This window comes from Bradyrhizobium acaciae (genome assembly GCF_020889785.1).
Classification (GTDB): Bacteria; Pseudomonadota; Alphaproteobacteria; order Rhizobiales; family Xanthobacteraceae; genus Bradyrhizobium; species Bradyrhizobium acaciae.
Window position 1 is genome coordinate 54,535 of the sequence record NZ_JACMYK010000011.1, and the last position, 21,162, is coordinate 75,696.

The 21,162-nt window shown below is 65.0% G+C and carries 18 protein-coding genes and 1 pseudogene; 7 read left to right on the forward strand and 12 right to left on the reverse strand.

All coding sequences use genetic code 11. The annotated features are described in order from the left end of the window. Positions 1 to 80: 80 nt before the first annotated feature. Together H8A92_RS07780 and H8A92_RS07785 are read right to left on the reverse strand one after the other, a co-directional pair. Positions 81 to 2,120, reverse strand: coding sequence for a hydantoinase/oxoprolinase family protein (locus tag H8A92_RS07780; protein WP_229195238.1), 2,040 nt, complete (start codon positions 2,118 to 2,120; stop codon positions 81 to 83). A gap of 7 nt (positions 2,121 to 2,127) precedes the next feature. Next, positions 2,128 to 3,779 (reverse strand): annotated as a pseudogene (locus H8A92_RS07785) (hydantoinase B/oxoprolinase family protein). On the opposite strand from H8A92_RS07785, the gene H8A92_RS07790 reads away from it, so the two are divergent. From H8A92_RS07790 to H8A92_RS07805, 4 genes are read left to right on the forward strand one after another with little or no spacing between them, the layout of a single operon-like run. Beyond that, positions 3,769 to 4,512, forward strand: a complete 744-nt coding sequence (locus tag H8A92_RS07790; RefSeq protein ID WP_420831298.1) for a DUF305 domain-containing protein — start codon at positions 3,769 to 3,771, stop codon at positions 4,510 to 4,512. The pseudogene H8A92_RS07785 and the gene H8A92_RS07790 overlap by 11 nt on opposite strands. Next, the gene (locus H8A92_RS07795; RefSeq protein ID WP_229195239.1) at positions 4,512 to 5,969 is read left to right on the forward strand and encodes a YncE family protein; all 1,458 of its coding nucleotides are present in this window, start codon (positions 4,512 to 4,514) and stop codon (positions 5,967 to 5,969) included. Before H8A92_RS07790 ends, H8A92_RS07795 begins: the two co-directional genes overlap by 1 nt. Beyond that, positions 5,966 to 6,496 carry an RNA polymerase sigma factor gene (locus H8A92_RS07800; protein WP_229195240.1) on the forward strand — a complete coding sequence of 177 codons (531 nt, stop codon included), beginning with the start codon at positions 5,966 to 5,968 and terminating at the stop codon, positions 6,494 to 6,496. The genes H8A92_RS07795 and H8A92_RS07800 overlap by 4 nt, the downstream gene beginning before the upstream one ends. Then, positions 6,493 to 7,257 carry an anti-sigma factor family protein gene (locus H8A92_RS07805; protein WP_229195241.1) on the forward strand — a complete coding sequence of 255 codons (765 nt, stop codon included), beginning with the start codon at positions 6,493 to 6,495 and terminating at the stop codon, positions 7,255 to 7,257. Before H8A92_RS07800 ends, H8A92_RS07805 begins: the two co-directional genes overlap by 4 nt. A gap of 13 nt (positions 7,258 to 7,270) precedes the next feature. Here H8A92_RS07805 and H8A92_RS07810 read toward each other — a convergent pair whose 3' ends face one another. The 9 genes from H8A92_RS07810 to H8A92_RS07850 form a co-directional block, all read right to left on the reverse strand. Then, the gene (locus H8A92_RS07810; RefSeq protein WP_229195291.1) at positions 7,271 to 8,506 is read right to left on the reverse strand and encodes an MFS transporter; all 1,236 of its coding nucleotides are present in this window, start codon (positions 8,504 to 8,506) and stop codon (positions 7,271 to 7,273) included. A gap of 266 nt (positions 8,507 to 8,772) precedes the next feature. After that, a complete protein-coding gene (locus H8A92_RS07815) occupies positions 8,773 to 9,618 on the reverse strand; it encodes a CmcJ/NvfI family oxidoreductase (protein ID WP_229195242.1) in 846 nt (281 codons plus the stop codon). A 366-nt stretch (positions 9,619 to 9,984) separates the two neighbouring features. Next, a complete protein-coding gene (locus tag H8A92_RS07820; RefSeq protein WP_229195243.1) occupies positions 9,985 to 10,926 on the reverse strand; it encodes an ABC transporter substrate-binding protein in 942 nt (313 codons plus the stop codon). Then, complete coding sequence (locus H8A92_RS07825) at positions 10,923 to 12,017, reverse strand: LLM class flavin-dependent oxidoreductase (protein WP_229195244.1); 1,095 nt, start codon at positions 12,015 to 12,017, stop codon at positions 10,923 to 10,925. The genes H8A92_RS07820 and H8A92_RS07825 overlap by 4 nt, the downstream gene beginning before the upstream one ends. 33 nt (positions 12,018 to 12,050) lie before the next feature. Further along, positions 12,051 to 13,223 (reverse strand): acyl-CoA dehydrogenase family protein, encoded by a 1,173-nt coding sequence (locus tag H8A92_RS07830; protein WP_229195245.1) that lies wholly within the window; start codon positions 13,221 to 13,223, stop codon positions 12,051 to 12,053. Next, positions 13,217 to 14,014 (reverse strand): ABC transporter ATP-binding protein, encoded by a 798-nt coding sequence (locus H8A92_RS07835; RefSeq protein ID WP_229195247.1) that lies wholly within the window; start codon positions 14,012 to 14,014, stop codon positions 13,217 to 13,219. Before H8A92_RS07835 ends, H8A92_RS07830 begins: the two co-directional genes overlap by 7 nt. Beyond that, positions 14,008 to 15,024, reverse strand: a complete 1,017-nt coding sequence (locus H8A92_RS07840; RefSeq protein WP_229195249.1) for an ABC transporter permease — start codon at positions 15,022 to 15,024, stop codon at positions 14,008 to 14,010. Before H8A92_RS07840 ends, H8A92_RS07835 begins: the two co-directional genes overlap by 7 nt. After that, positions 15,002 to 16,096 (reverse strand): ABC transporter substrate-binding protein, encoded by a 1,095-nt coding sequence (locus H8A92_RS07845; protein ID WP_229195250.1) that lies wholly within the window; start codon positions 16,094 to 16,096, stop codon positions 15,002 to 15,004. The genes H8A92_RS07840 and H8A92_RS07845 overlap by 23 nt, the downstream gene beginning before the upstream one ends. 157 nt (positions 16,097 to 16,253) lie before the next feature. Next, complete coding sequence (locus H8A92_RS07850; protein WP_229195252.1) at positions 16,254 to 16,508, reverse strand: hypothetical protein; 255 nt, start codon at positions 16,506 to 16,508, stop codon at positions 16,254 to 16,256. Between the two features lie 64 nt (positions 16,509 to 16,572). Between H8A92_RS07850 and H8A92_RS07855 the strand changes: the two genes are divergently transcribed. Together H8A92_RS07855 and H8A92_RS07860 are read left to right on the forward strand one after the other, a co-directional pair. Next, a complete protein-coding gene (locus H8A92_RS07855) occupies positions 16,573 to 17,559 on the forward strand; it encodes an ABC transporter substrate-binding protein (protein ID WP_229195254.1) in 987 nt (328 codons plus the stop codon). A 295-nt stretch (positions 17,560 to 17,854) separates the two neighbouring features. Continuing rightward, positions 17,855 to 18,634 (forward strand): SDR family oxidoreductase, encoded by a 780-nt coding sequence (locus tag H8A92_RS07860; protein WP_229195255.1) that lies wholly within the window; start codon positions 17,855 to 17,857, stop codon positions 18,632 to 18,634. 169 nt (positions 18,635 to 18,803) lie between these two features. On the opposite strand, the gene H8A92_RS07865 is transcribed toward H8A92_RS07860, so the two are convergent. Then, a complete protein-coding gene (locus H8A92_RS07865) occupies positions 18,804 to 19,103 on the reverse strand; it encodes an HU family DNA-binding protein (RefSeq protein WP_021077434.1) in 300 nt (99 codons plus the stop codon). A gap of 444 nt (positions 19,104 to 19,547) precedes the next feature. Between H8A92_RS07865 and H8A92_RS07870 the strand changes: the two genes are divergently transcribed. Further along, complete coding sequence (locus tag H8A92_RS07870) at positions 19,548 to 21,161, forward strand: ABC transporter substrate-binding protein (RefSeq protein ID WP_229195257.1); 1,614 nt, start codon at positions 19,548 to 19,550, stop codon at positions 21,159 to 21,161. Position 21,162 lies beyond the last annotated feature (1 nt).

The following is a 21,162-nucleotide window of genomic DNA, read 5'->3' on the forward strand; positions in this document are numbered from 1 at the left end:
GCCGGCGCTCCCTCCCAGCGCGCAGAGCTTACCCCCAAGCCAATGCCGGAAAAATGAAATGTTGATGGCGGAAGCGGACCTCAGCGCAATGTTATGTCGAGCCAGCCCAGCGGATTGACTGTGACGCGATCGCCATGATCGACCAGCACTGTCGTGGTTTCGGCCTCAATGATGGCCGGACCGGCCAGCGCATGGCCCGGTTTGAGATCGTCGAGCGCATAGACCGCCACCTCGCGCCAGGCGCCGAGCCAAGCCTGCCGCTTGCCACGCGGCGCGCAGGGCGCGGCCGAGCTGGCCTTTCCGGCATCATTGCTGCCCGGCGCGACCTTGCCGACGGCGGCGACGCGGGCGTTGACGAACACCACCTCCTGCCCGCGCGAGGCATAGGTGTAGAGCTCCTCGTGGCGGCGATGGAAGCGCTCCTCGATCTGCGCGACCAGATCGGCGGCGCCGAGATCGAGATCGCCGAGCGGCACGTCGATCTCGAACACCTGCTCGCCGTAGCGCATCTCGGCCGAGCGCTCGATCGCGATGTCGCCCTTGAACCAGTCGCGCAGCCGGCCGGCCGCTTGCTGGTCCAGCCCGGCGAACAGCGCCCTCACCTCGTCGGCGGAAATCCGGCCGGTGCCGTAATGCGTGCGGCTGACTTCATAGCGCAGATCGCTGGTCAGCATGCCCCAGGCCGACAGCACCGAGGCAACCGTCGGCACGATGATGCGCTTGATCTCGAGCTCGCGGGCGACTTCGGCGGCATGCATGCCGGCGGCACCGCCGAAGCTGAGCAGCGCGAATTTGCGCGGATCGACGCCACGGCGCAGGGTCATCAGGCGGATGCCGTCGGCCATCTTCAGATTGATCATCTTGTAGATGCCCGCGGCCGCCTCGATGCGCGACAGCTCTAGCGCTTCCGCAATCCGGTCGACAGCAGCTTCCGACGCCGCACGATCGAGCGGCCGCGCGCCGCCCATGAAGGCGGCGGCATCGAGATAGCCGAGCACGACATTGGCGTCGGTGACGGCAGCCGCCGTGCCGCCATTACCGTAACAGGCCGGCCCCGGCACCGAGCCCGCGCTCTCCGGCCCGACCCGCAGCGTGCGGCTGCCGTCAACGCTTGCGATCGACCCGCCGCCGGCCGCGATGCTGGCGATGTCGAGGCTGCGCAGCGCGATGCGCTGGCCCGCGAGCATGCCGTCGGCCGAGAGCGAGGCCTGACCGTCAGCGATCAGCGAAATGTCGGTCGAGGTGCCGCCCATGTCGAACGGCACCAGATCGGGGATCCCAAGCATCTCCGCGCAGCGGCGGCTGCCGGAGATGCCGCCGGCCGGGCCCGACAGCACGGTGCCCGCGGCAAGCCGCGAAGCCTCTTCCACCGGCGCCATGCCGCCATGCGACAGCACGACGAACAGCGAGCCCTTGAAGCCGGCCTCGTGCAGGCTGCGCTCCAGATTGGTGAGATAGCGCCGCACCGTCGGCTCGACATAGGCGTTCACGATCGTGGTCGAGACGCGCTCATATTCCTTGATCTGCGGCAGCACGTCGCTCGAGCGCGACACGTTGACGTCGGGCAATTCCTTCGCCAACCGCTCGACCGCAGCGAGCTCATGCGCCGGGTTGAGATAGGCGTGCAGGAAGCAGACCGCGACCGAATTCGCACCTGTTCGTTTCACTTCCGCGATGACATCGCCGAGCGCGGCGCTATCCAGCGCAACCGCAGTGCTGCCGTCGGCCTTCAGCCGCTCGCGCACGCCGAAACGTCGCTCACGCGGCACCAAAGGCTCGGGCGGCGGCGTGCGCAGATCATAGCGATCCGGCTTCAGCCCTTCGCGCATCTCGACGACGTCGCGATGGCCTTCGGTGGTCAGCAGCGCGACCCTGGCGCCCTTGCGCTCCAGCAGCGCATTGGTCGCGACCGTCGTGCCGTGCACCAAACGATCGGTCGCTGCCAGCATCGCCGCGCGGGTGACACCGAGGCGGCGCGCCAGCTCCTCCAGTCCCGCCATCACGCCGATCGACTGATCGGCCGGCGTGGACGGTGATTTCGCGAAAACCGTGCGCCCGGTTTTGTCAGTTGCAACCAGGTCGGTGTAAGTGCCGCCGACGTCGACCCCAATCGTGTACATCGCTGACCTACACCGCTTTCGAAACCAGGCCCTGCGCGACGTCGCGCGCCCGCGCCTCCGCCGAGCGCTTCTCCGGCGGACCCCAGCCGCCGCCACCGGACGATCGGATCTCGAGGCAATCGCCTGGGCGCAGCTCGATGCCGACCTCCTTGGTCTTCAACACACGCGGTTCGCGGCCCTCTGACAGCAGCCGGTAGTGATGCGGCTCGCCGTCCTTGCCGCCGAGCATGCCACAGGGGCCGTGGCGCGCGCCGTCGCCGGCAGTGTTGCCCTTGGCGGGCTTTTGCGTCTCCAGCACCATGTCGAGCGCCACGCCGAGGCCGCCGCGATGTTGGCCATCGCGCCGGAGTCGGGGCGGAACTCGTGCTGGCGGAAATGCAGGGGAAAGCGCACCTCGGCAACCTCGATGCTGCCGAATTTGAGACCGCCGACCGAGTGCCACTCGCCGATCGACGAGTAACCGTCGCCGCCCGGCGATGCGCCGCCGCCGGGCCGCGCCTGAAACATGTGCCAGATGAAATTGCGCCCGTTGCGCGGATCCTCGCCCTGGATCGCGATGCGGAAGCGGCGTCCCCAGCCGCCCATCACGCGATCCGGGCAGGACGCCGACATCGCCTTGATGATCGCTTCCACGATCTCATTCGAAGGATGGCTGGTGCACAAGGTCACGGGACGGCCGGGATCTGCCCATACGATGGTGCCCTGCTTCGCCACCACCCTCAGCGGCCGCAGCGCGCCGGTGTTCTTGGGGATATCGGCGTCGATCAGATAGGCAAAGGCCATCGCGACCGCGGCCTGCATGTTGGCGTGCGACGAATTGACGAAGCTCGTCGACTGCGGATCGGAGCCGGTGAGATCGACCTCGATGTCACTGCCCTTTTTCGTCACCTTGGCGGCGATCTTGATGTCGGTGCGGCCGTGGCCGTCATCGTCGAGCAGCGCTTCGCCGTAGAACACGCCGTCCTTCCAGCTCGACACCACGGCGCGGGTCTGCTGCTCGGTGGCATCGAGGATCGCCTCGATCGCGGCCTCGACGGTCTCCGCGCCGAACTCGCTGAACAGTTTTGCGACGCGGCGCTCGCCGAGATGCGCAGCACCCAGCATCGCCGCGAGGTCGCCACGGAATTCTCTGGGGTTGCGAATGTTCAAAGCCAGGAGATCGAGAAGATCCTCACGCGGCTTGCCGGCCTCGTAGAGTTTTATGGGCGGAATGCGGATGCCTTCCTGATAGATCTCGGTGGCTGCGGGATTGTAGGCACCATGGGTGGCGCCGCCGATGTCGCTCTGATGCGCACGCACGATGGTCCAGAGCAGCCTTTTTCCGCCATCGAATACCGGCACGAAGGCGGTTAGGTCAGGCAGATGGCTGCCGCCCTGATAGGGATCGTTGAGCAGGATGACGTCGCCGGGCGCGACATCCTTGAAGCGCTCCTCGACCGCTAGCGTCGCCCACGGCAGGGCGCCGACATGCACCGGGATGTGATCGGCCTGCGCGATCAGCCGTCCGCTGGTGTCGCAGATCGCCAGCGAGAAATCGCGGCTGGAATTGAGGATCTGCGAATAGGAGGTGCGAAGCATGGCCTCGCCCATCTCCTTCACGATCGACGACAGGCGGTGCTGCACGACGGAGCGGGTGATCGGATCGATCTTGGCGGACATCTTGGCCCTTATTGGCGCGTGGGATCGCGCAGAGAGGATCGAGGAACCGGCAACCGAAACCGGAATTCCCTCTTATAGCCAGACGCTTCCGGATCGCAAACCGCGGCGCGGGGCAAAGAATTTATTCCACCGTTCAGCAATTCGTGATCGGCACGAATCTTCACCCCTCCGACGGAATAGAATTCGCCGCACCGCGTCCCACCCGTGCCAGCTAACTTTCAGGGTGAACGCGATGATCCTGCGATTCTTCAGACCCGGCATCGGTGCCGCGCTGCTCGGCGCGCGTGTGCTGTTTGCCATTGTTCTCTCCCCGGTGGCGCTCGCGCAAGAGGCGCGCCAACCGGCACCGACGCCGCAGTCGGCCGAAGAGAGCGCCTTCCTCGCCGAGAACGATGCGGCGATGACCAAGATGATGAATGACATGGCGGCCAGGCCGAGCGGCGACATCGATCGCGATTTCGTCGCGATGATGACGCCGCACCATCAGGGTGCGATCGACATGGCCGTGATCGAACTGCGCTACGGCAAGAACGAGCGCCTGCGCCGGATCGCCCAGGAGATCATCGTCGAGCAACGCCAGGAGATCGACGCCATGAAGCTCGCGATCGGCGAGCAGGTCACGGACACGACACCGGCCCCGACACAACAACCCGGCGCGACACCCGGCCCGGCGGCGACCACCCACGATCACATGAACATGCACCACGACATGATGAAGCAGGAGACCAAGTGATGACGAGCCAGTTCATGAAGGGCCTGTTGGCGACCAGCATGATCGCGCTGTCCAGTTCCGCGTTCGCCGGACAGGCGCCGGACGCCGCATCCTCGCCCGATACTCCGATCAGTCATCACGACCGCGTCTACGCCGCCGAACAGTTCTCCAACACCGTGTCGGTCACCGATCCCGTCGACAACAAGCTGCTCGGCGTGATCCGGCTCGGCGATCCGCAGCCCGGCAATTTCAGCCCGCTCTACAAGGGACAGGTGCTGGTCCACGGCATGGGCTTTTCGCCCGACCATCATACGCTCGCGATCGTTTCGATCGGCTCGAACTCGGTGACCTTCATCGACACCGCGACGAATACGGTCAAGCACACCACCTATGTCGGGCGCTCGCCGCACGAGGCATTCTTCACGCCTGACGGCAAGGAGGTGTGGGTCACCGTGCGCGGCGAGAATTACATCTCGGTGATCGATGCCTCGAGCTTCAAGGAAACGATGCGGATCGAGGTGCCGCCGGGACCAGGCATGCAGATCTTCTCGCCCGACGGCAAGTACGGCTACATCTGTTCGTCGTTCAACCCGGAGATCGACGTGGTCTCGGTCGCCGACCATCAGATCGTCGGCAAGGTGAAGCAGGAAAGCCCGTTCTGCCCGAACATCGCAGCCACACCCGATGGCGAGCAGGTCTGGTTCACGCTGAAGGATACCGGCAAGACCCAGGTCTTCAACGCCAGGCCGCCGTTCAATCCGATCAAGACCATCGACACCGGCCCGATCACCAACCACGTCAATTTCGCGAAGACCGCCAAGGGGACCTTCGCCTATGTGACCATCGGCGGCACCAACCAGATCAAGGTGTTTCGCACCGATGACTTTTCGCAGGTCGCTGTCATTCCGGTCGGCAACCTGCCGCACGGCATCTGGCCGTCCGGCGACGGCACGCGGATCTATGTCGGCCTGGAGAATGCAGACGCGCTGGCCGCGATCGACACCGCGACCAACAAGGTGATCGCCAACATCCCGATCGGCCAGGCGCCGCAAGCCATAGCCTATGTACCGAACGCCGCGCCGAATCCCGATGACCGCCAGAACCTGCAGGAGCTCGGCGTCGCCGGCCAGACCGCCCACCTCACGCTCGCGCCGAAGCAGCACGCGAAGGGCGACAAGCCGCCGACCAGCGTCTCGCTGTTCGATCAGGGCCTGATCCAGGTGGTGCAGGCAGCGGTCACCGGGCTCGAACCCAAGCAGCATTACGTGCTAGCATTGGCCGAGCATGCCGAAGGGACGGGATCGGTGCAGCCGCTCGCAGCCTTCATGACCAACCCCGCGGGCTCGGCGATCGTCAACGCCACCGGACCGATCCGGCAGATCGTGCAGAGCGGGGCCAAGGCCGAGCGGCGCTATCTCGTCATCGCATCCGGCGAGCCGGCGAAGCTCGGACCCGTGATCCAGGTGCAAGCGCCATGAACGACATGCTGCACCAGATTGAACCGGTGATTCCAGCGCTGCGCCGCTATGCGCGCACGCTGGTCCGCAACCGCGCGGCCGCCGACGATCTGGTGCAGGACTGCCTGGAGCGCGCCGTCAGTCATTGGGAGCAACGGCGCGAAACCGGCAGCCCGAAGTCGTGGCTGTTTGCCATCCTGCACAATCTTGCCATCAACCAGTTCCGCGGTGCCGCCGCGCGTGCCCGCCACGTCAGCATAGACGAGGCGGGCGAGCACGAATTCGGACAGAACGCGGTGCAGGAACAGCAGCTGATCTATCAGGACGTGCTCGGGAAGCTCGCAAAGCTTCCCGAGGAGCAGCGCGCCGTGCTGCTGCTCGTCGCCGTCGAAGACCTGAGCTATGCGGAGGCCGCCAAAGTGCTCAACATTCCCATCGGCACCGTGATGTCGCGCCTGTCGCGGGCACGTGAGAGACTGCAGCAGGAACTGGAAAAACCTGCGGATAACCAGCAGGGGAATGTCGTGCAGTTGCGGAGCAAGCCATGAGCAATCGCCCGATCTCGGAGGACGATCTGCATGCCTATGTCGACCATGCGCTCGAGGCAGAGCGTCAGGCCGAGGTCGCGGCCTATCTCGAAGGCCATCCGGACGTGGCCGAGCGTGTTGCGTCCTTTTCCGACCAGCGCAGCATGCTGCGTGCGGCGCTGGCACCGATCGCGGAGGAGCCACTGCCGCCGCAGCTCAATCTGTCCAGGATCATCGAGAGCAAGCGACGCCGCCCCGCCTCCTTCCGCTGGGCGATCGCGGCGATGTTGATGCTCGCAATCGGCGGTGTCGGCGGTTGGGCGATCCGCGGCGCGACGGAGGCGCCGACAGGCGGCCTTGCCGCGCTCGCGCAAGAGGCAAGCGATTCCTATCATGTGTATGCCTCCGATCGGACCCGGCCGGTCGAACTGCGCGACAGCACCGAGCTGGTGCAGTGGGTTTCCAACAGGCTGCAACAGCCAGTCAAGCTGCCGGATCTGACCAAGTCAGGGTATCGCCTGATGGGCGGGCGGGTGGTGCCGACTGCGCACGGTCCGGCGGCCATGTTCATGTATGACGACGATCATGGCGAGCGGCTTGTGGTCCTGACCCGCCCGATGACGACAGATCAGAACGCGCCGATGGCACCGCATTCGGGCAGCGACTTCGCCGGCTTTTCCTGGGCCGACGGTGGCATGGGCTATAGCGTCGTAGGACCGGGCGCAGCTGAGCAGCTGAAACCGCTTGCCAACGAAATCCGCAAGCAGGCGCAGGCGATCTAGTCCGGACAGAGCCTCAGGGCTTGGTGTAGACCCAGAACAGTACGGTGCCGATCACCAGCGCGAAGGCGATGAACAGCAGCACCGCCGGCAGGCCGAACAGCGCGGCGACGCCGGCAGTGCTCGATTGCAGCAGCGCCGCGCCGAGGAAGAACGCGAGGTTGACCGACGACAGTGCCTTGCCGGTGTTCTGGGCGTCGACCAGCTGCCGCGTCATGCCATAGATCAGCGGCTGCGCCGAGGTCGCGAGCCCGATCAGGATCAGCAGCACCAGATCATATTGCGTCGGCATCACGGCAACGCCGAGCATGTTCGACACCGGGAAGTGCGGCGCGCCCGCCGCCATCAGCACCAGCAGCAGCGCGGCAATGGCGTGCGTGGACGCCACCATGGCACGGCGGTGCCCGAACTTGCGATCGAACGCGCCGATACAGGCCGGACCGACGATCATCGCCAGCGTGAACAGGCCAAGCACGTTGCCGGCCTCGATGCGGCTCAAGCCCTTCACATCCATCAGCCACGGTCCGCCCCACAAGCCGCGCAAGGTCAGTGACGCGCCGAGCGACACCAGCGACAGCGCGATCAACCCGCGCAGGCCACGCGACAGTCCGAGCCGCAGCACCTCCGCCATCTGCCGTAGCGGCGAGGAATCATCCGCATGCGCCGCCGGCTGCCGCGGCACCAGCGCGAACACCGCGATCAGCACGACGATGCCGTAGCCGGCCGAGACCCAGAAGCCGGCACGCCAACCGAACTGATCGACCACGAAGGCCAGCGGACTTGCCGACAGCAGCATGCCGATATTGCCGATCGAGAGGATCAGGCCGGACCACAGGCCGAACTTCGCCGCCGACATCTGCTTGGCCGCAAGCGTCATCGGGCACATCAGCATGCCCGAGGTGGCGACGCCGAGCATCAGTTGCCCGAGCACGAAGCTCGCGGGGCCGGCGGCGAGCGCCGAAACCAGTGTTCCGACCACGGTACCGGCGAGCAGGCTCAACGACACCGGTCGCACGCCGAAGCGATCCATCGCGGCACCGACCGGGATCTGCGAGGCGGCAAAGGAGAAATGATAGATCGAGGTGAGGCTCGCCAGCGCCTGCGGAGAGGTGCCGAAATCCCGTGCCATCAGATCGAGGCTGATCGCAGGAATCGTCCGCAGCAGCGTCGACAGCATGTGGCCGGAGGCCAACGCCAGAAGTGCAAGAACCAGGGCGCGGAACCCGATCCCCGCCTCTTCTTTCGTCACCACGCCGTCCACGAATCGCCTCTTCCCTGAGCGCTTTCGGGAGGGCGTAACATTATTGGATGGGGGGTGCCAACTTTCTAGGCAGAGCGAATTTTGGCGACCTATCGGGAGGTCACCTCTCCCGCTTGAGGCGGAGGTCGCATCGCATCGAAGATGCGATGCGGGTGGAGGCTCTCACCACGATACGACTCGTGGAGAGAGCGCCCACCCGAACCCTTCCCCGCAAGCGGGAGAGGGAGCACACCTGTTATGCGGGAAAGTTCGTCATATTACTGCTTATGGAACACCAGCGTGCGCAGCTCGATGCTCTCGCGCGGCGCCGCATCCGCCGGCGTGGTCGGATCGACAAACGCCGTATGCGGCCCAAAGCGCGTGCGGCCGTCGGTTGCGGAGTCGTAGCATTTCAGCAGGATCGCCTCGTCCGGCGTCATCTCGGGAATATAGAACCAGCGATGGTTCGGATTGTACTTCACCGAATAGGTCTCGCCGCTGCGGTTCGGGTAGATCAGGTCCGAGGCGATCAAATCCTCCGGTGCGACGGTGGTGCCGTCGGCCATCGCCAGCGGTGAATCGCGCAAGGGGCCACGGATCGGGCGCCACAGATTGATCACCTGGACCCGGCCTTTGACCAGTTGCTCGGCCTCGTCGGGCAGATGTTCGAACACGCGGTTGCGGCCAGACACCGCGGTCTGGTCGACATGGACGCGGGTCGCCGGCTGGCGCGGTCCGCCGCCGCGGATATCGGCCGCACCCTCGACGCGCTTGCGCACGGTGTGATCGAAGATGAGCACGCGGTCCGCCTTCAGCGTCGCCTTCAGGAACGCTTCGACGGCGGGATAGTAGACATTGCGGACTTCATTGTCGTCGTAATAGTCCTTCACGACGGTCGGATGCTTGACCAGCGCAAAACCCTCGCGGTCGAGCGAGAAGCTGTCTGATATCAGGCGCCCGTCGAAGATCGGGACATTGTGGGGTTCAGGCAGCGCGGTGGATTTGGGTTCGCCGGGCGGCGGATCGAAAGCGTAAGTCCGGGGCTTGCCCGGCGTCGGCGCAAGGTAATTCAGTTCAGCGGTCACAAACGGCAGCGACTCGATGCGAGTTTCTTGAAGGCCCACGGTGATCTCCCGGACTCGATTGTTCGTGCTTTTGATCTTGGCGGCACGAGCCGGAGTGACAAGGGCGCGGCGAAAATAGCAACGTTGCGGTTTTGAAGAGCGCAGAACGGGGAAAATCTTTGCCGGCATACGGCGCGCCGACGAATGGATATTTTTGCGATCACGGACTCGTTAGCGTGATGAATGTTGGCGCATCCTCTCCACGCCCGTCGTCCTGGCGAATGCCAGGACCCATAACCACCGAAGTGGATGATGAGCGGGATAGCGGCCCCAGCGTCGTCCAAAAACAGACGATTGGGGTAATGGGTCCTGGCTTTCGCCAGGACGACGCTGATGGTGCATTTGCAACCGCCTATGCCGTCACGCTTACAGCCCCGCGCCCTTCTCGACCGCCGCACCAAACGACCGGTCGACGATATCCGCAGCGTCGATCTTCTGCCGGATCAGGCCCCAGCGGTCGTAGAGGTCGATGGTCTTCTGTTCGTCGGCCACCACGCTGTCGTCGATCGGCGCGATGCGGATTTTTGCCCGCGTCAGCCAGTTCACCGCCACCGCGGGCGGGATGTTCATCAGCCTGCCCCACGTCGCAGCATAACCTTCGACGTTGTTCTGCGACCAGGCGCGCGCGGTCGCCAGACGTCGCACGAAATCCTCGAGCTCGGCGCGCTTGCCCTTGATCGCGTCAGGCGTTGCGACCTGGAAACCGAGGCCGGGCGTGATGCCATCGGCCGTGATCACCCGGCGCGACTTGAACAGAACCTCTTCCTGGCTGACATAAGGCTCCCAAGTCGACCAGGCATCGACCGAGCCTTGCGTGTAGGCGACCTTCGCATCCGACGGCGCGAGGAACACGATCTGCACGTCGGTCGCCTTCCAGCCGTGCGACTCCAGCGCCGCCAGGATCAGCTGATGGCCGATCGAGCCGCGGCCGGTCGCGATCTTCTTGCCGCGCAGATCGTCAAAGTTCTTGATGGCGGAATTCTCCGGCACCAGGACTGCAAGCCCCTCGCCCGACTGCCTGACCGCTGCAATCGCCTTGACCGGGACGTTGGCAGCGGCCGCAAAGGTGAACGGCGCATCGCCGACCAGGCCGGTGTCGATTGCACCCGCGCCCAAGGCTTCCAGCAGCGGCGCCGCGGCGGCGAACTCCTTCCATTCGATCTTGTAGGGGACGTCCTTGAGCACGCCGGCCGCTTCCATTACGGCCTGCGAATTGCCCTTCTGGTCGCCGACGCGCAGCGTGGTCTGCGCGGCGGCAACATCGATGGCGGCGAGCGCAAGCGCCGCCGCGACAATGAGACGGATCATTCGGCGGCGATCCCCCGCTGCTGGTCGCGCGCTTCGATCAGCTTGCGGGTCAGCGGGATCAGAGCGCGGCCATAGTCGATGGCATCGACCAGCGGATCGAAGCCGCGGATCAGGAAGTGGCTGACGCCGAGATCGTAATAATCGGCAAACACCTCGGCGACCTGCTCGGGCGCGCCGACCAGCGCGGTCGTGTTGCTGTTGGCGCCGGTGAGCTTTGCAATTTCGGTCCACAGCCGCTTGTCGATGCGCGTACCCTGATCCGCCAGCGCCAGCAGCCGCTTGGCGCCGTCGGTCGCATGATTGGGCCGCCGGTAGCCGGTCTGGTCCTGCAGCGCGGTGGCACGCTCGAGGATATGCTCCGCCTTCGCCCACGCCTTCTCCTCGGTATCGGCCAGGATCGGCCGCACCGACAGGCTGAAGCGCGGCGTCGGCCGGCCGTGCCTGGCCGCAGCGGCGCGCACCCGGGCGGTAACGTCGCGCACCTGCGCGTAGGATTCACCCCACAGCGCGAAGGTATCGGCATGCTTGCCCGCGACCTCGACCGCGGCATCCGAACCGCCGCCGACGAAGGTATAGATACCGCCCTTCTGCAACGGCTTCACCTGCGAGAAGCCGTTCTCGACGTTGTAATACTTGCCGCTGTAGTTGAACGGCTTCTCGCTGGTCCATTCCAGCCGCACCACGTCGAGGAATTCGCTGGTGCGGGCGTAGCGCTCGTCCTTGTCGTCGAGCGTGTTGCCGTCCTGGCGCAGCTCGATGGCGTTGCCGCCGGTGATGACGTGCAGCGAGACGCGACCGCCATAGAATTGATCCAGCGTCGCGAGCTGGCGCGCCAAGAGCGTCGGCGCGGTGAAGCCCGGGCGCTGCGCGATCATCACCTTCAGCTGCTTGGTGATGGTCAGGACATGCTGCGCGACCTGCAACGCGTCAGGGGTAGTCGAGTGGAACGCCAGCAGCGCGCGATCGAAGCCGGCCAGCTCATGGGCCTTGGCGACGGTCTCGATATAGGGCGGATCAAGTACCGGCCCGGACCGGACGATGGTCTCGGAAGCATTGTTGTTGGTGATGAAGCCGATGAACTCGACCGGCATGACTGACAACTCCGTTGTTGTTGGCTGTTGTTTTCAGACGCCCAGCGCGTGGCGTCCGGCGGAGACACGGGTGGCATCGTCTTGCGGGGTATGGACGCGTCCGCACAGCACGTCGCGGTAATGCCGCTCCAGCGGATTGGTTCGCGACAGGCCGTGATTGCTGGTCAGCGACAAGGCATCCTCCACCACTGCTGCGGCGTTATTGGTCACCGTCAGCTTGATGATGTTAGACTCGATCGCCGAAAGCTGGAAGCCGTTATCGAAATCGGCGGTGAAGCTGTCGATCAGGCGGGCATTGACCGCAAGACGGGCCTCGATGCTGCCGACCACCTCCTGGATGCGCGGCACGGTCGCCAGCGGCGCGCCGAGATTGGCGGGCACCCGCTCCTTCAGGAATTTGACCAGCCAGTCGCGGGCGGCGCGGGCGATGCCGTCATAGATCGCGGCGACGAAAATCGCGTGCACGGTCGCCTGGGTGACGTCAGGAACCTTCCAGTCGTCGGGCCTGCGGACGTCGATCTCGTAGTCCAGCGGAAACACCACGTCGTCGAAGGTCACCGTGTGGCTACCGCTGGCGCGCAGGCCGAGATGATCCCAGGTCTCTTCGATGCGCGTTCCCGGCAGGCCGGCGGGAACCAGAAACAACCCGACACGGGTGTCGGGCTCGTCGGTTTTCGCCCAGACCGAATACCATTTCAGGATCGGCGCGCCGGTCGAATAGATCTTGCGGCCGGTCAGCCGCCAGCCGGTCTCGGTGCGACGCACCGTGGTCGCCGGCAGGCCGCCGCGCGCGGGCGAGCCGAGTTCGGGCTCGACGCGCAAAGCGTTGATCAGCGCGACGCCCTCGACGGTTTCCCTGGCGAGCTTCCGCGCCAGCCGGCCCGGCCACCGCGTGCTGCGCGCCATCACCAGATGCTGGATGTAATGCATCGACAGCACCAGCGCGGTCGACGGATCGGCCTTGCCGATGATGCCGAGCACGCGGGTGGCATCGCGCGCGCCTGCCCCTCCGCCGCCGAGCGCCGCCGGCACCGTCAGCGCCAGCAGCCCCTCGCGGGAGAGATCGGTGAAATTCTCGAAAGGAAAGCTGGCGTCGCGGTCATGCGCGGGCGCGCGCACGGCAAACACATCGGCGAGCCGCAACGCACGTGCGATGTGCTCCGGCTCGTCCGCACGCGGCAGCTCCCGCGCTGCTGTCGTCACCATGTCGCCTCCAGTCCGAGCAGGCCGAGGATCTGCTTGCGCAGATCGGCGAGATAAGGATCGCCGCGATGCCGTGGGTATGGCCGCGCGACGGCGATATCAGCCTTGATCCGCGCCGGCCGATCGGAGAGCACGATGACGCGGTTGGCGAGCACCAGCGCTTCCTCGACGTCATGGGTGACGAGCAGCGTGGTGAAGCCCTTGCGCTGCCACAACGCAACCAGCTCAGCCTGCATCGCGATCCGCGTCAGCGAGTCGAGCTTGCCGAGCGGCTCGTCCAGCACCAGGATCTTGGGATCGTTGACCAGCGCCCGCGCCAGCGCGACGCGCTGCGCCATGCCGCCGGAGAGTTGATGCGGATAGGCATTGCGAAACGACGACAGCCCGACCAGCTCGATCACCGCATCGACCCGGTGCCGCTGCGTCTTCAGGATGCCCTGCGCCTCCAGCCCGAGCGCGACATTGTCCCACACCGAACGCCACGGAAACAGCGTCGGGTCCTGGAACACGACGACGCGCGACGGATGCGGTCCGGTGATGCGGACCTCGTCTTCCCGCAGCGAACCGGTACGCGGCTTCTCCAGTCCGGCCACCAGCCGCAGCAGGGTCGACTTGCCGCAGCCGGACGGGCCGAGCAGCGCGACGAACTCGCCCGGCGCGATCGAAAGATTCACATTGTCGAGCACCGGCAGCGTGGCGCCATCGATATCGAAGGCGTGGCTGACGCCATCGATATCGAGCTCGGCGCCCACGGCGGGATAGATGATCGCTTCGGCGGCAGATTGCACTACCATTTGACGACGCCCTTCTGCCAGACCAGCAGGCGGTCGCGGGTGCGGAACAAGAGCGTGATCGCGCCGGAGCACAGCAGTGACATCACGATCAGCGCCGCATACATGTTGGCATAGGCCGCCCAGCCCTGCGCCCATTGCAGGTACCAGCCGAGGCCTGCCTTGACGCCGATCATCTCGGCAACGACAAGCACCGCAAAGGACGAGCCCAGCCCCATGAACAGGCCGACGAACACATGCGGCAGCGCCGCGGGGATCGCGACCTTCAGCACCAGGAACGACGGCTTTGCGCCGAGGGTGCGCGCGACGTCGTAATAGGCGCTGCTGACGCTCGCCACGCCGGACCAGGTCAAGACCGTCACCGGGAAGCCGGTGGCGAGCGCGATCAGGAAGGTCGAGGCGCTCCAGCTCGACGGGAAGGTGAAGAAGGCGATCGGCAACCAGGCGGTGGCCGGCAGCGGACCGATGAAGCGCAGCACCGGATGCACCCAGTAGCCAATCTTTTGCGACCAACCGATCGAGACGCCGGTGATAAAGCCGACGGTCGCGCCGATGATGTAACCGCCGAGTTGCAGCTTGATCGAGGCGAACACGCTGTCGAGCAGTTTTGGCAGATCGTCGGTGTAAACCTCGAGGATCGACTGTGGCGGTGGGAAGAACGGCAACGGCAGCCAGGCGAATTTCGCGGTGGCGACCTCCCACAGCGTGACGAAGGCGCCGAACGCCAGCAGCCACGGCGCACGCTTGCGCAGTGCCTGCCCGGCACTGCCGAGATAATCCGCGCTGAATGTGCCGAACAGGATGAAGGCCGCGATGACGATCGCCCCGATGCCGAGCGATCCGGTCCGCGACCAGTCGCCGAGATCGGGCCAATACAGGCATGACAGGCCGAACGCGAGCCAGACGAGGCTCGCCGCAAGCCCGACGCCATAGCGGCCGGAAAGGTTCGAGAACGTGAGCGCGGCGCGCGGCGCGGCCGGGGCCGTCGTATCAGACACTGAATACGTCGACATAGATCCGCTCCGCGAATTTGGCCGTGTCTGTGCTCTGCTTGAACACCTGCACCGATTTCAGATCGTCGGCGTAGCCCTTGAGCTCGCGCTTGAGCACCTCGCCGGTCGGATGATGGTGATGGGTGTGGTAGCGCGCCATCGCCTCGAGATCGGCGAGGCTCGCCGCCTTCGGTGCATAGGGCTGGAACGATTTCGCCGCCTTGTCCGGGTTCTGCGAAGTGAACATCGCGGCATCGAGCAGTGCCTGGGTGATGGCACGCGCGACGTGGGGCTCTTCCCGCACCAGGCTGCCGCGCAGGCCGACGATGCAGCAGCTCTTGTCGCGATACTCGCCATCGAGATTGGAGGCGACCTCCTTGTACTGCGTGTCCTTCAGCCAGAGATAGGCCAGCGGGTCCGACGACAGGAAGGCCTGCACCTCGCCCTTCTCGACCGCGATGTTCAAGAGATTGCCGGGATAGGCGCGCCAGTCGACGTCCTTGACCGGGTCGATGCCGAGCTTGGATAGCTGGATGGAGAAGAAGTTCTTGTCGGGGCCCGCGAGATCGCCGACCGCGACGATCTTGCCCTTGAGATCAGCCAGCTTGTCGACGCCGGAATTGGTGCGGGTCAGCACCCGCATGCAGCCCCCATGGGTACCGGCGGCGATCTTGACGTCAAAGCCCTGCTCGAGCGGCTTCAGCCAGCGCAGCGCCATGCCGAGCCCGGCGTCGCTCTTGCCGGTGGCGATCGCCTCCAGCAGCTGGTCGGTCGAGCCGGAATAGTTGACGAGCTCGACGTCGAGGTTCTGCTTCTGGAAGAAGCCATGATCGATCGCGACCGGCAGCGGCGCGAGGCAGACCGCGCCGGCGTTCCAGGACAGCTTCAGCTTGCGCGGTGCGCCCGTCAGCGGCGGCGCATCGGATGCTGTCTTGCAGACCGGGAATTCCGAGAAGTCGATCGCCGGCGCGATCGAGCGCGGCGCGAAGGCCTGCGCGCTATAGGCGCCGATCGGTGCGGCAAAGGCCGCGGCGGCGCCTGCACGCAGCAAGGTGCGGCGATCCATCACCGTCTTCTTGTTGTCGGTCGACATTTTCACTCCTGCATTTCGGCAAGGCTCCGCCCCGCGCGCAAAACGGCTCCGCCTGCACGCCCCGTCGTTCGAAGCTCATGGTTCAGAAAAAGCGGATTTCTCCGGCGCGATTGCACTCAAGGCAACGCTCAAATGATGCGGCGCGGCAGGTTCACCGTCAATGAAATGGAATTTCGAATGTCATCGACGTCGCAGTCGATATCTCCACGATCGCATCGCGCGACGATGAAAGGATTTTCGCTGTTGTGGCGACACGGAGATGCGGCGCCATCGCTGTGACTGCATCGAATTGAGGCGCTTTGCGGACGCATGCGCGATGTCTTCTCCATTCGGCAGGTTCGACGAGATCATCCTTGCCGTGCGGCCCGCGAATACAGATTTCCGTTTCGTTGACGGCGAACGGCTTGCTCATAGACTTGGTCGAACGCTGCCGCGCTTTCCGCCGGGCCGCGAATGAATCAGAAAGAAAAATGCATATGCGCAAACTGACCCCATCGGGCTCGCCCTACTCTCTGACGCGCCGCACCGCGGCCGCGCTGATCACGGCAGTGATCACGCTGTCGACATCGGCGGCGGCGTTCGCGGCTGATGCGATCGTGCTGCGTGTCGGGGACCAGAAGGGCGGCAACCGCTCGCTGCTGGAGATTTCCGGCCTCGCCAAGGACCTGCCTTACAAGATCGAGTGGTCGGAATTTCCGGCCGCGGCTCCGATCCTGGAGGCGATCAATGCCGGCGCGCTCGACGTCGGCTACACCGGCGACCTGTCGTTCCTCACGGTCTACGCGTCGGGCGCGCCGATCAAGGCGATCGGCGGCACGCGCTCGGATGCGCGGACCCAGGCGATCCTGGTGCGCGGGGATTCGCCGATCAAGACGGCGGCCGATCTGAAGGGCAAGCGCCTTGCCGGCACGCGCGGCGGCTGGGGCCAGTTCCTGATCAATGCGACGCTGGAAAAGGCAGGCAGCAGCGTCGAGGACGCGACCTTCTCGCCGCTCGGCCCGGTCGACGCCAAGATCGCGCTGCTCGCCGGCTCGATCGACGCCTGGGCGGTGTGGGAGCCCTACATCTCCTATGCCAAGCTGAAGGACAATGCGCGCGTCGTCGCCGATGGCGAGGGCCTGACGCCGACCATCACCTTCATCGTCGCCTCCGACAATGCGATCGCGACCAAGCGCGCGGCAGTGCAGGATCTGGTGCAGCGGCTCAACAAGGCGCGGCTGTGGTCGCTCGACCATGTCGCGGAATATGCCAAGAGCACGGCCGAGCTCACCAAGCTGCCCGAGGACGTGCTGCTCGCCGCCTACACCGCGCAGAAGACGAGCCCGATCGCGATCGACGAGGCCGTGGTGAAGGAGGTGCAGGCCGCCTCCGACCGCGCCACGCGCTATGGCATCCTCGGCAAGACGCTCGATGTCGGCAAGGCCGTCGATCGCAGCTTTACGGCCGGTGCGAACTCGAACTAGCGCCCTCACCTCCCCTTGAAAAGGGGAGGTCGGTTTGCGCAGCAAACCGGGTGGGGATCCTGCCTCCGCGGACACTGCCGTTGCGGCTTGACCCCCACCCCACCCTGCCCCTTTCAGGGTGAGGGAGCTTGACGGCGGTGCTCACCTCGCCCCGCATAACCATGGAGACATCCGATGTCGGGCCCGCTCCATCTCGCGATGATCGTCACGGCACACCTGCTCTGCATGACCTTGTTGGTCGCGCTGTCGGTTTGATAGCGTTCTCTCCGGGACCTTGATCCATCGGAGAACAACAATGAACCTATCGATGAAAGACCGCGTGGCGGTGGTCACCGGCGGCAGCAAAGGTATCGGGATCGCGGTGGCGCGGCGGTTTGCGGAATCCGGCGCCAAGGTCGCGATCCTCGCTCGCGGCGCAGCCGACCTCGCAGCGGCGCGCGAGGCGCTCGCCAAGGACGGCCTCGTGGTACGCGACTACGTCTGCGACGTCGCGAAGGCCGCCGATATCAGCAAGGCCCACGACCAGATCGTCGCCGACTTGGGCAAGATCGACGTGCTGGTCAATAATGCCGGCACGGCGCGCACGCTGGCGTTCGAGAGCATCAGCGATGAGGCCTGGCAGGAGGACCTCGACCTCAAGCTGTTTGCCGCGATCCGCTTCAGCCGGCTGGTTTGGCCGGGCATGAAGCAGCGCAAATGGGGCCGCATCATCAACGTGCTCAACACCTTTGCGAAGGCCCCGGCCGGCAATTCCGCGCCCACATCGGTGTCGCGTGCCGCCGGCATGGCGCTGACCAAGGTCATGGCTAATGAAGGCGGCGAGCACAACATCCTGGTGAATGCGCTGTTGGTCGGCCTGATCATGAGCGATCAATGGGTCAAGCGACACGCTGCCCAGGCGCCGAACACGGATTTCGGGGAGTTCGCCAAGGGCCTTGCCAAGGGCACGCCCCTCGGCCGCATCGGCACGGCGGAGGAGTTCGCCAACCTCGCCTGCTTCCTCGCTTCGGAGCAAGGCTCCTACATCACCGGCACCGCCATCAATGTCGATGGTGGCCGATCGCCGGTGGTCTAGAACTCCGGTCTTGGCTTAACCAGGACCGGAGCTCCGGATGCTTGCTTTGGCGCGTTTCCACATGCGAGCCGGTGTCCATTTCGCTCGAACACTCTCGCGGGCAGGCAACCTACTGCGGCTGGCTAACGGCTCAAAAGCAAAAGGCCTCCGTCACCGGAGGCCTTTCATCTTAAACCGCGTCCTTGGCGGCCTTGACCGGCCGTGCGCGGACGATCTTCCGGGCCGGCTTGGCCTTGAACATCATCTCTTCGCCGGTGAAGGGGTTGGTGCCCTTGCGCGCCTTGGTCGCAGGCTTCTTGACGACAACGAACTTCGCGAAGCCGGGGACGAGGAACACCCCGGCCTTCTTCAGCTCCTTGTGGCCGACATCGACGAGCGAGTCCAAAACGTTCTTGACGTCGCGCTTGGAGAGTTCGGTGGTGGTCGCGATCTTCTCGATCACTTGCGACTTCGACAGTTGGGTAGCCATGGTTGCTCCATTGATTCTGGAGTGGGCACGATATGGCGGAAAACGCCGAGAAAAACAGTGTTTTCTGCACTCACCACACGAATATCGCTGTGGACAGCGCCCGAATCAGGGTTTTTTCCAGTGTTTTTTCCAGTCAAGGCGCTTCCGACCCCTAAAATTACAGCGTTTGAGCGGCTTCGGGGCTCCCGAAACGCTCCCTGGAGAGAATCACCTTGCGCATCTTGCGCCGCCGCGGTGCGACAATGCCGCGCACAATTCGGGTTGCGACGCGCCGCGATGCGCCACTTCAGGTTTCGGAAAGGATCCTCCAAAAGGCCGCGGCATTAGAAAATGAGCCGGGTTCGACTCGGGTTCCCTTTCCAAGGTAACATCGGTGCAAGGCGGCCATGACCGATCGGCCGGCCGCCCGATGCAAGCCTTTAGTTACGTTCCGGAGACCCGCGTATGGATTTGAGCCGCCTCGAGATCAACCGCCGCACCGCCCTTCTGACCTCGGCCGCAATTGCCGCCAATGTCATCAATCCGATGCGGGCCTTCGCGCAGGAGACCCCGCGCAAGGGCGGCGTGTTCAACGTCCATTACGGCGCCGAGCAGCGCCAGCTCAACCCCAGCATCCAGGCCTCGACCGGGGTCTACATCATCGGCGGCAAGATCCAGGAAAATCTCGTCGACCTCGACGCCAGCGGCCAGCCGGTCGGCGTGCTCGCAGAGAGCTGGGAGGCGACGCCGGACGGCAAGACCGTCACCTTCAAGCTGCGCAAGGGCATCACCTGGCATGACGGCAAGCCGTTCACGTCGGAGGACGTTGCCTTCACCGCGATGAACATGTGGAAGAAGATCCTCAACTACGGATCGACGCTGCAGCTGTTCCTCACGGCTGTCGATACGCCTGATCCGCAGACCGCGATCTTCCGCTACGAGCGTCCGATGCCGCTGAACCTGCTGCTGCGCGCCCTGCCCGACCTCGGCTACGTCTCCGCCAAACATCTCTATGAGAGCGGCGACATCAGGCAGAACCCGACCAATCTGGCGCCGGTCGGCACCGGTCCGTTCAAATTCGTCAAATATGAGCGTGGGCAATACATCATCGCTGACCGCAACCCGGATTACTGGCGGCCGAACGCGCCCTATCTCGACCGCATCGTCTGGAAGGTGATCACCGACCGCGCCGCCGCAGCCGCCCAGATGGAGGCCGGCGAGCTGCACTACAGTCCGTTCTCGGGCCTGACCATCTCGGACATGGCGCGGCTCGGCAAGGACAAGCGCTTCATCGTCTCGACCAAGGGCAATGAAGGCAACGCCCGCACCAACACCATCGAGTTCAACTTCCGCCGCAAGGAACTGGCCGACATCCGCGTCCGCCGCGCCATCGCGCACGCGATCAACGTGCCGTTCTTCATCGAGAATTTCCTGGGCGATTTCGCCAAGCTCGGCACCGGCCCGATCCCGTCGACCTCGACCGACTTCTATCCCGGGCCGAACACCCCGCAATATCCTTACGACAAGGCCAAGGCCATCGCCCTGCTCGACGAGGCCGGGTTCAAGGCCAGCGGCGGCAACCGCTTCTCGCTGAAACTGCTGCCGGCACCGTGGGGCGAGGACATCTCGCTGTGGTCGACCTTCATCCAGCAGTCGCTGGGCGAAGTCGGCATCCAGGTCGACATCGTGCGCAACGACGGCGGCGGCTTCCTCAAGCAGGTCTATGACGACCACGCCTTCGATCTCGCCACCGGCTGGCACCAGTATCGCAACGACCCCGCGGTCTCGACCACGGTGTGGTACCGCTCCGGCCAGCCCAAGGGCGCGCCGTGGACCAATCAGTGGGGCTGGGAAGACAAGACCGTCGACAAGACCATCGACGATGCCGCAACCGAAGTCGATCCGGCCAAGCGCAAGGCGCTCTATGCCGATTTCGTCAAGGAGGTGAACACCGAGCTGCCGGTCTGGATGCCGATCGAGCAGATCTTCGTCACCGTGATCACTGCCAAGGCGCGCAACCACTCCAACACCCCGCGCTGGGGCTCGGCGAGCTGGCACGATCTTTGGCTTTCGGCGTAAG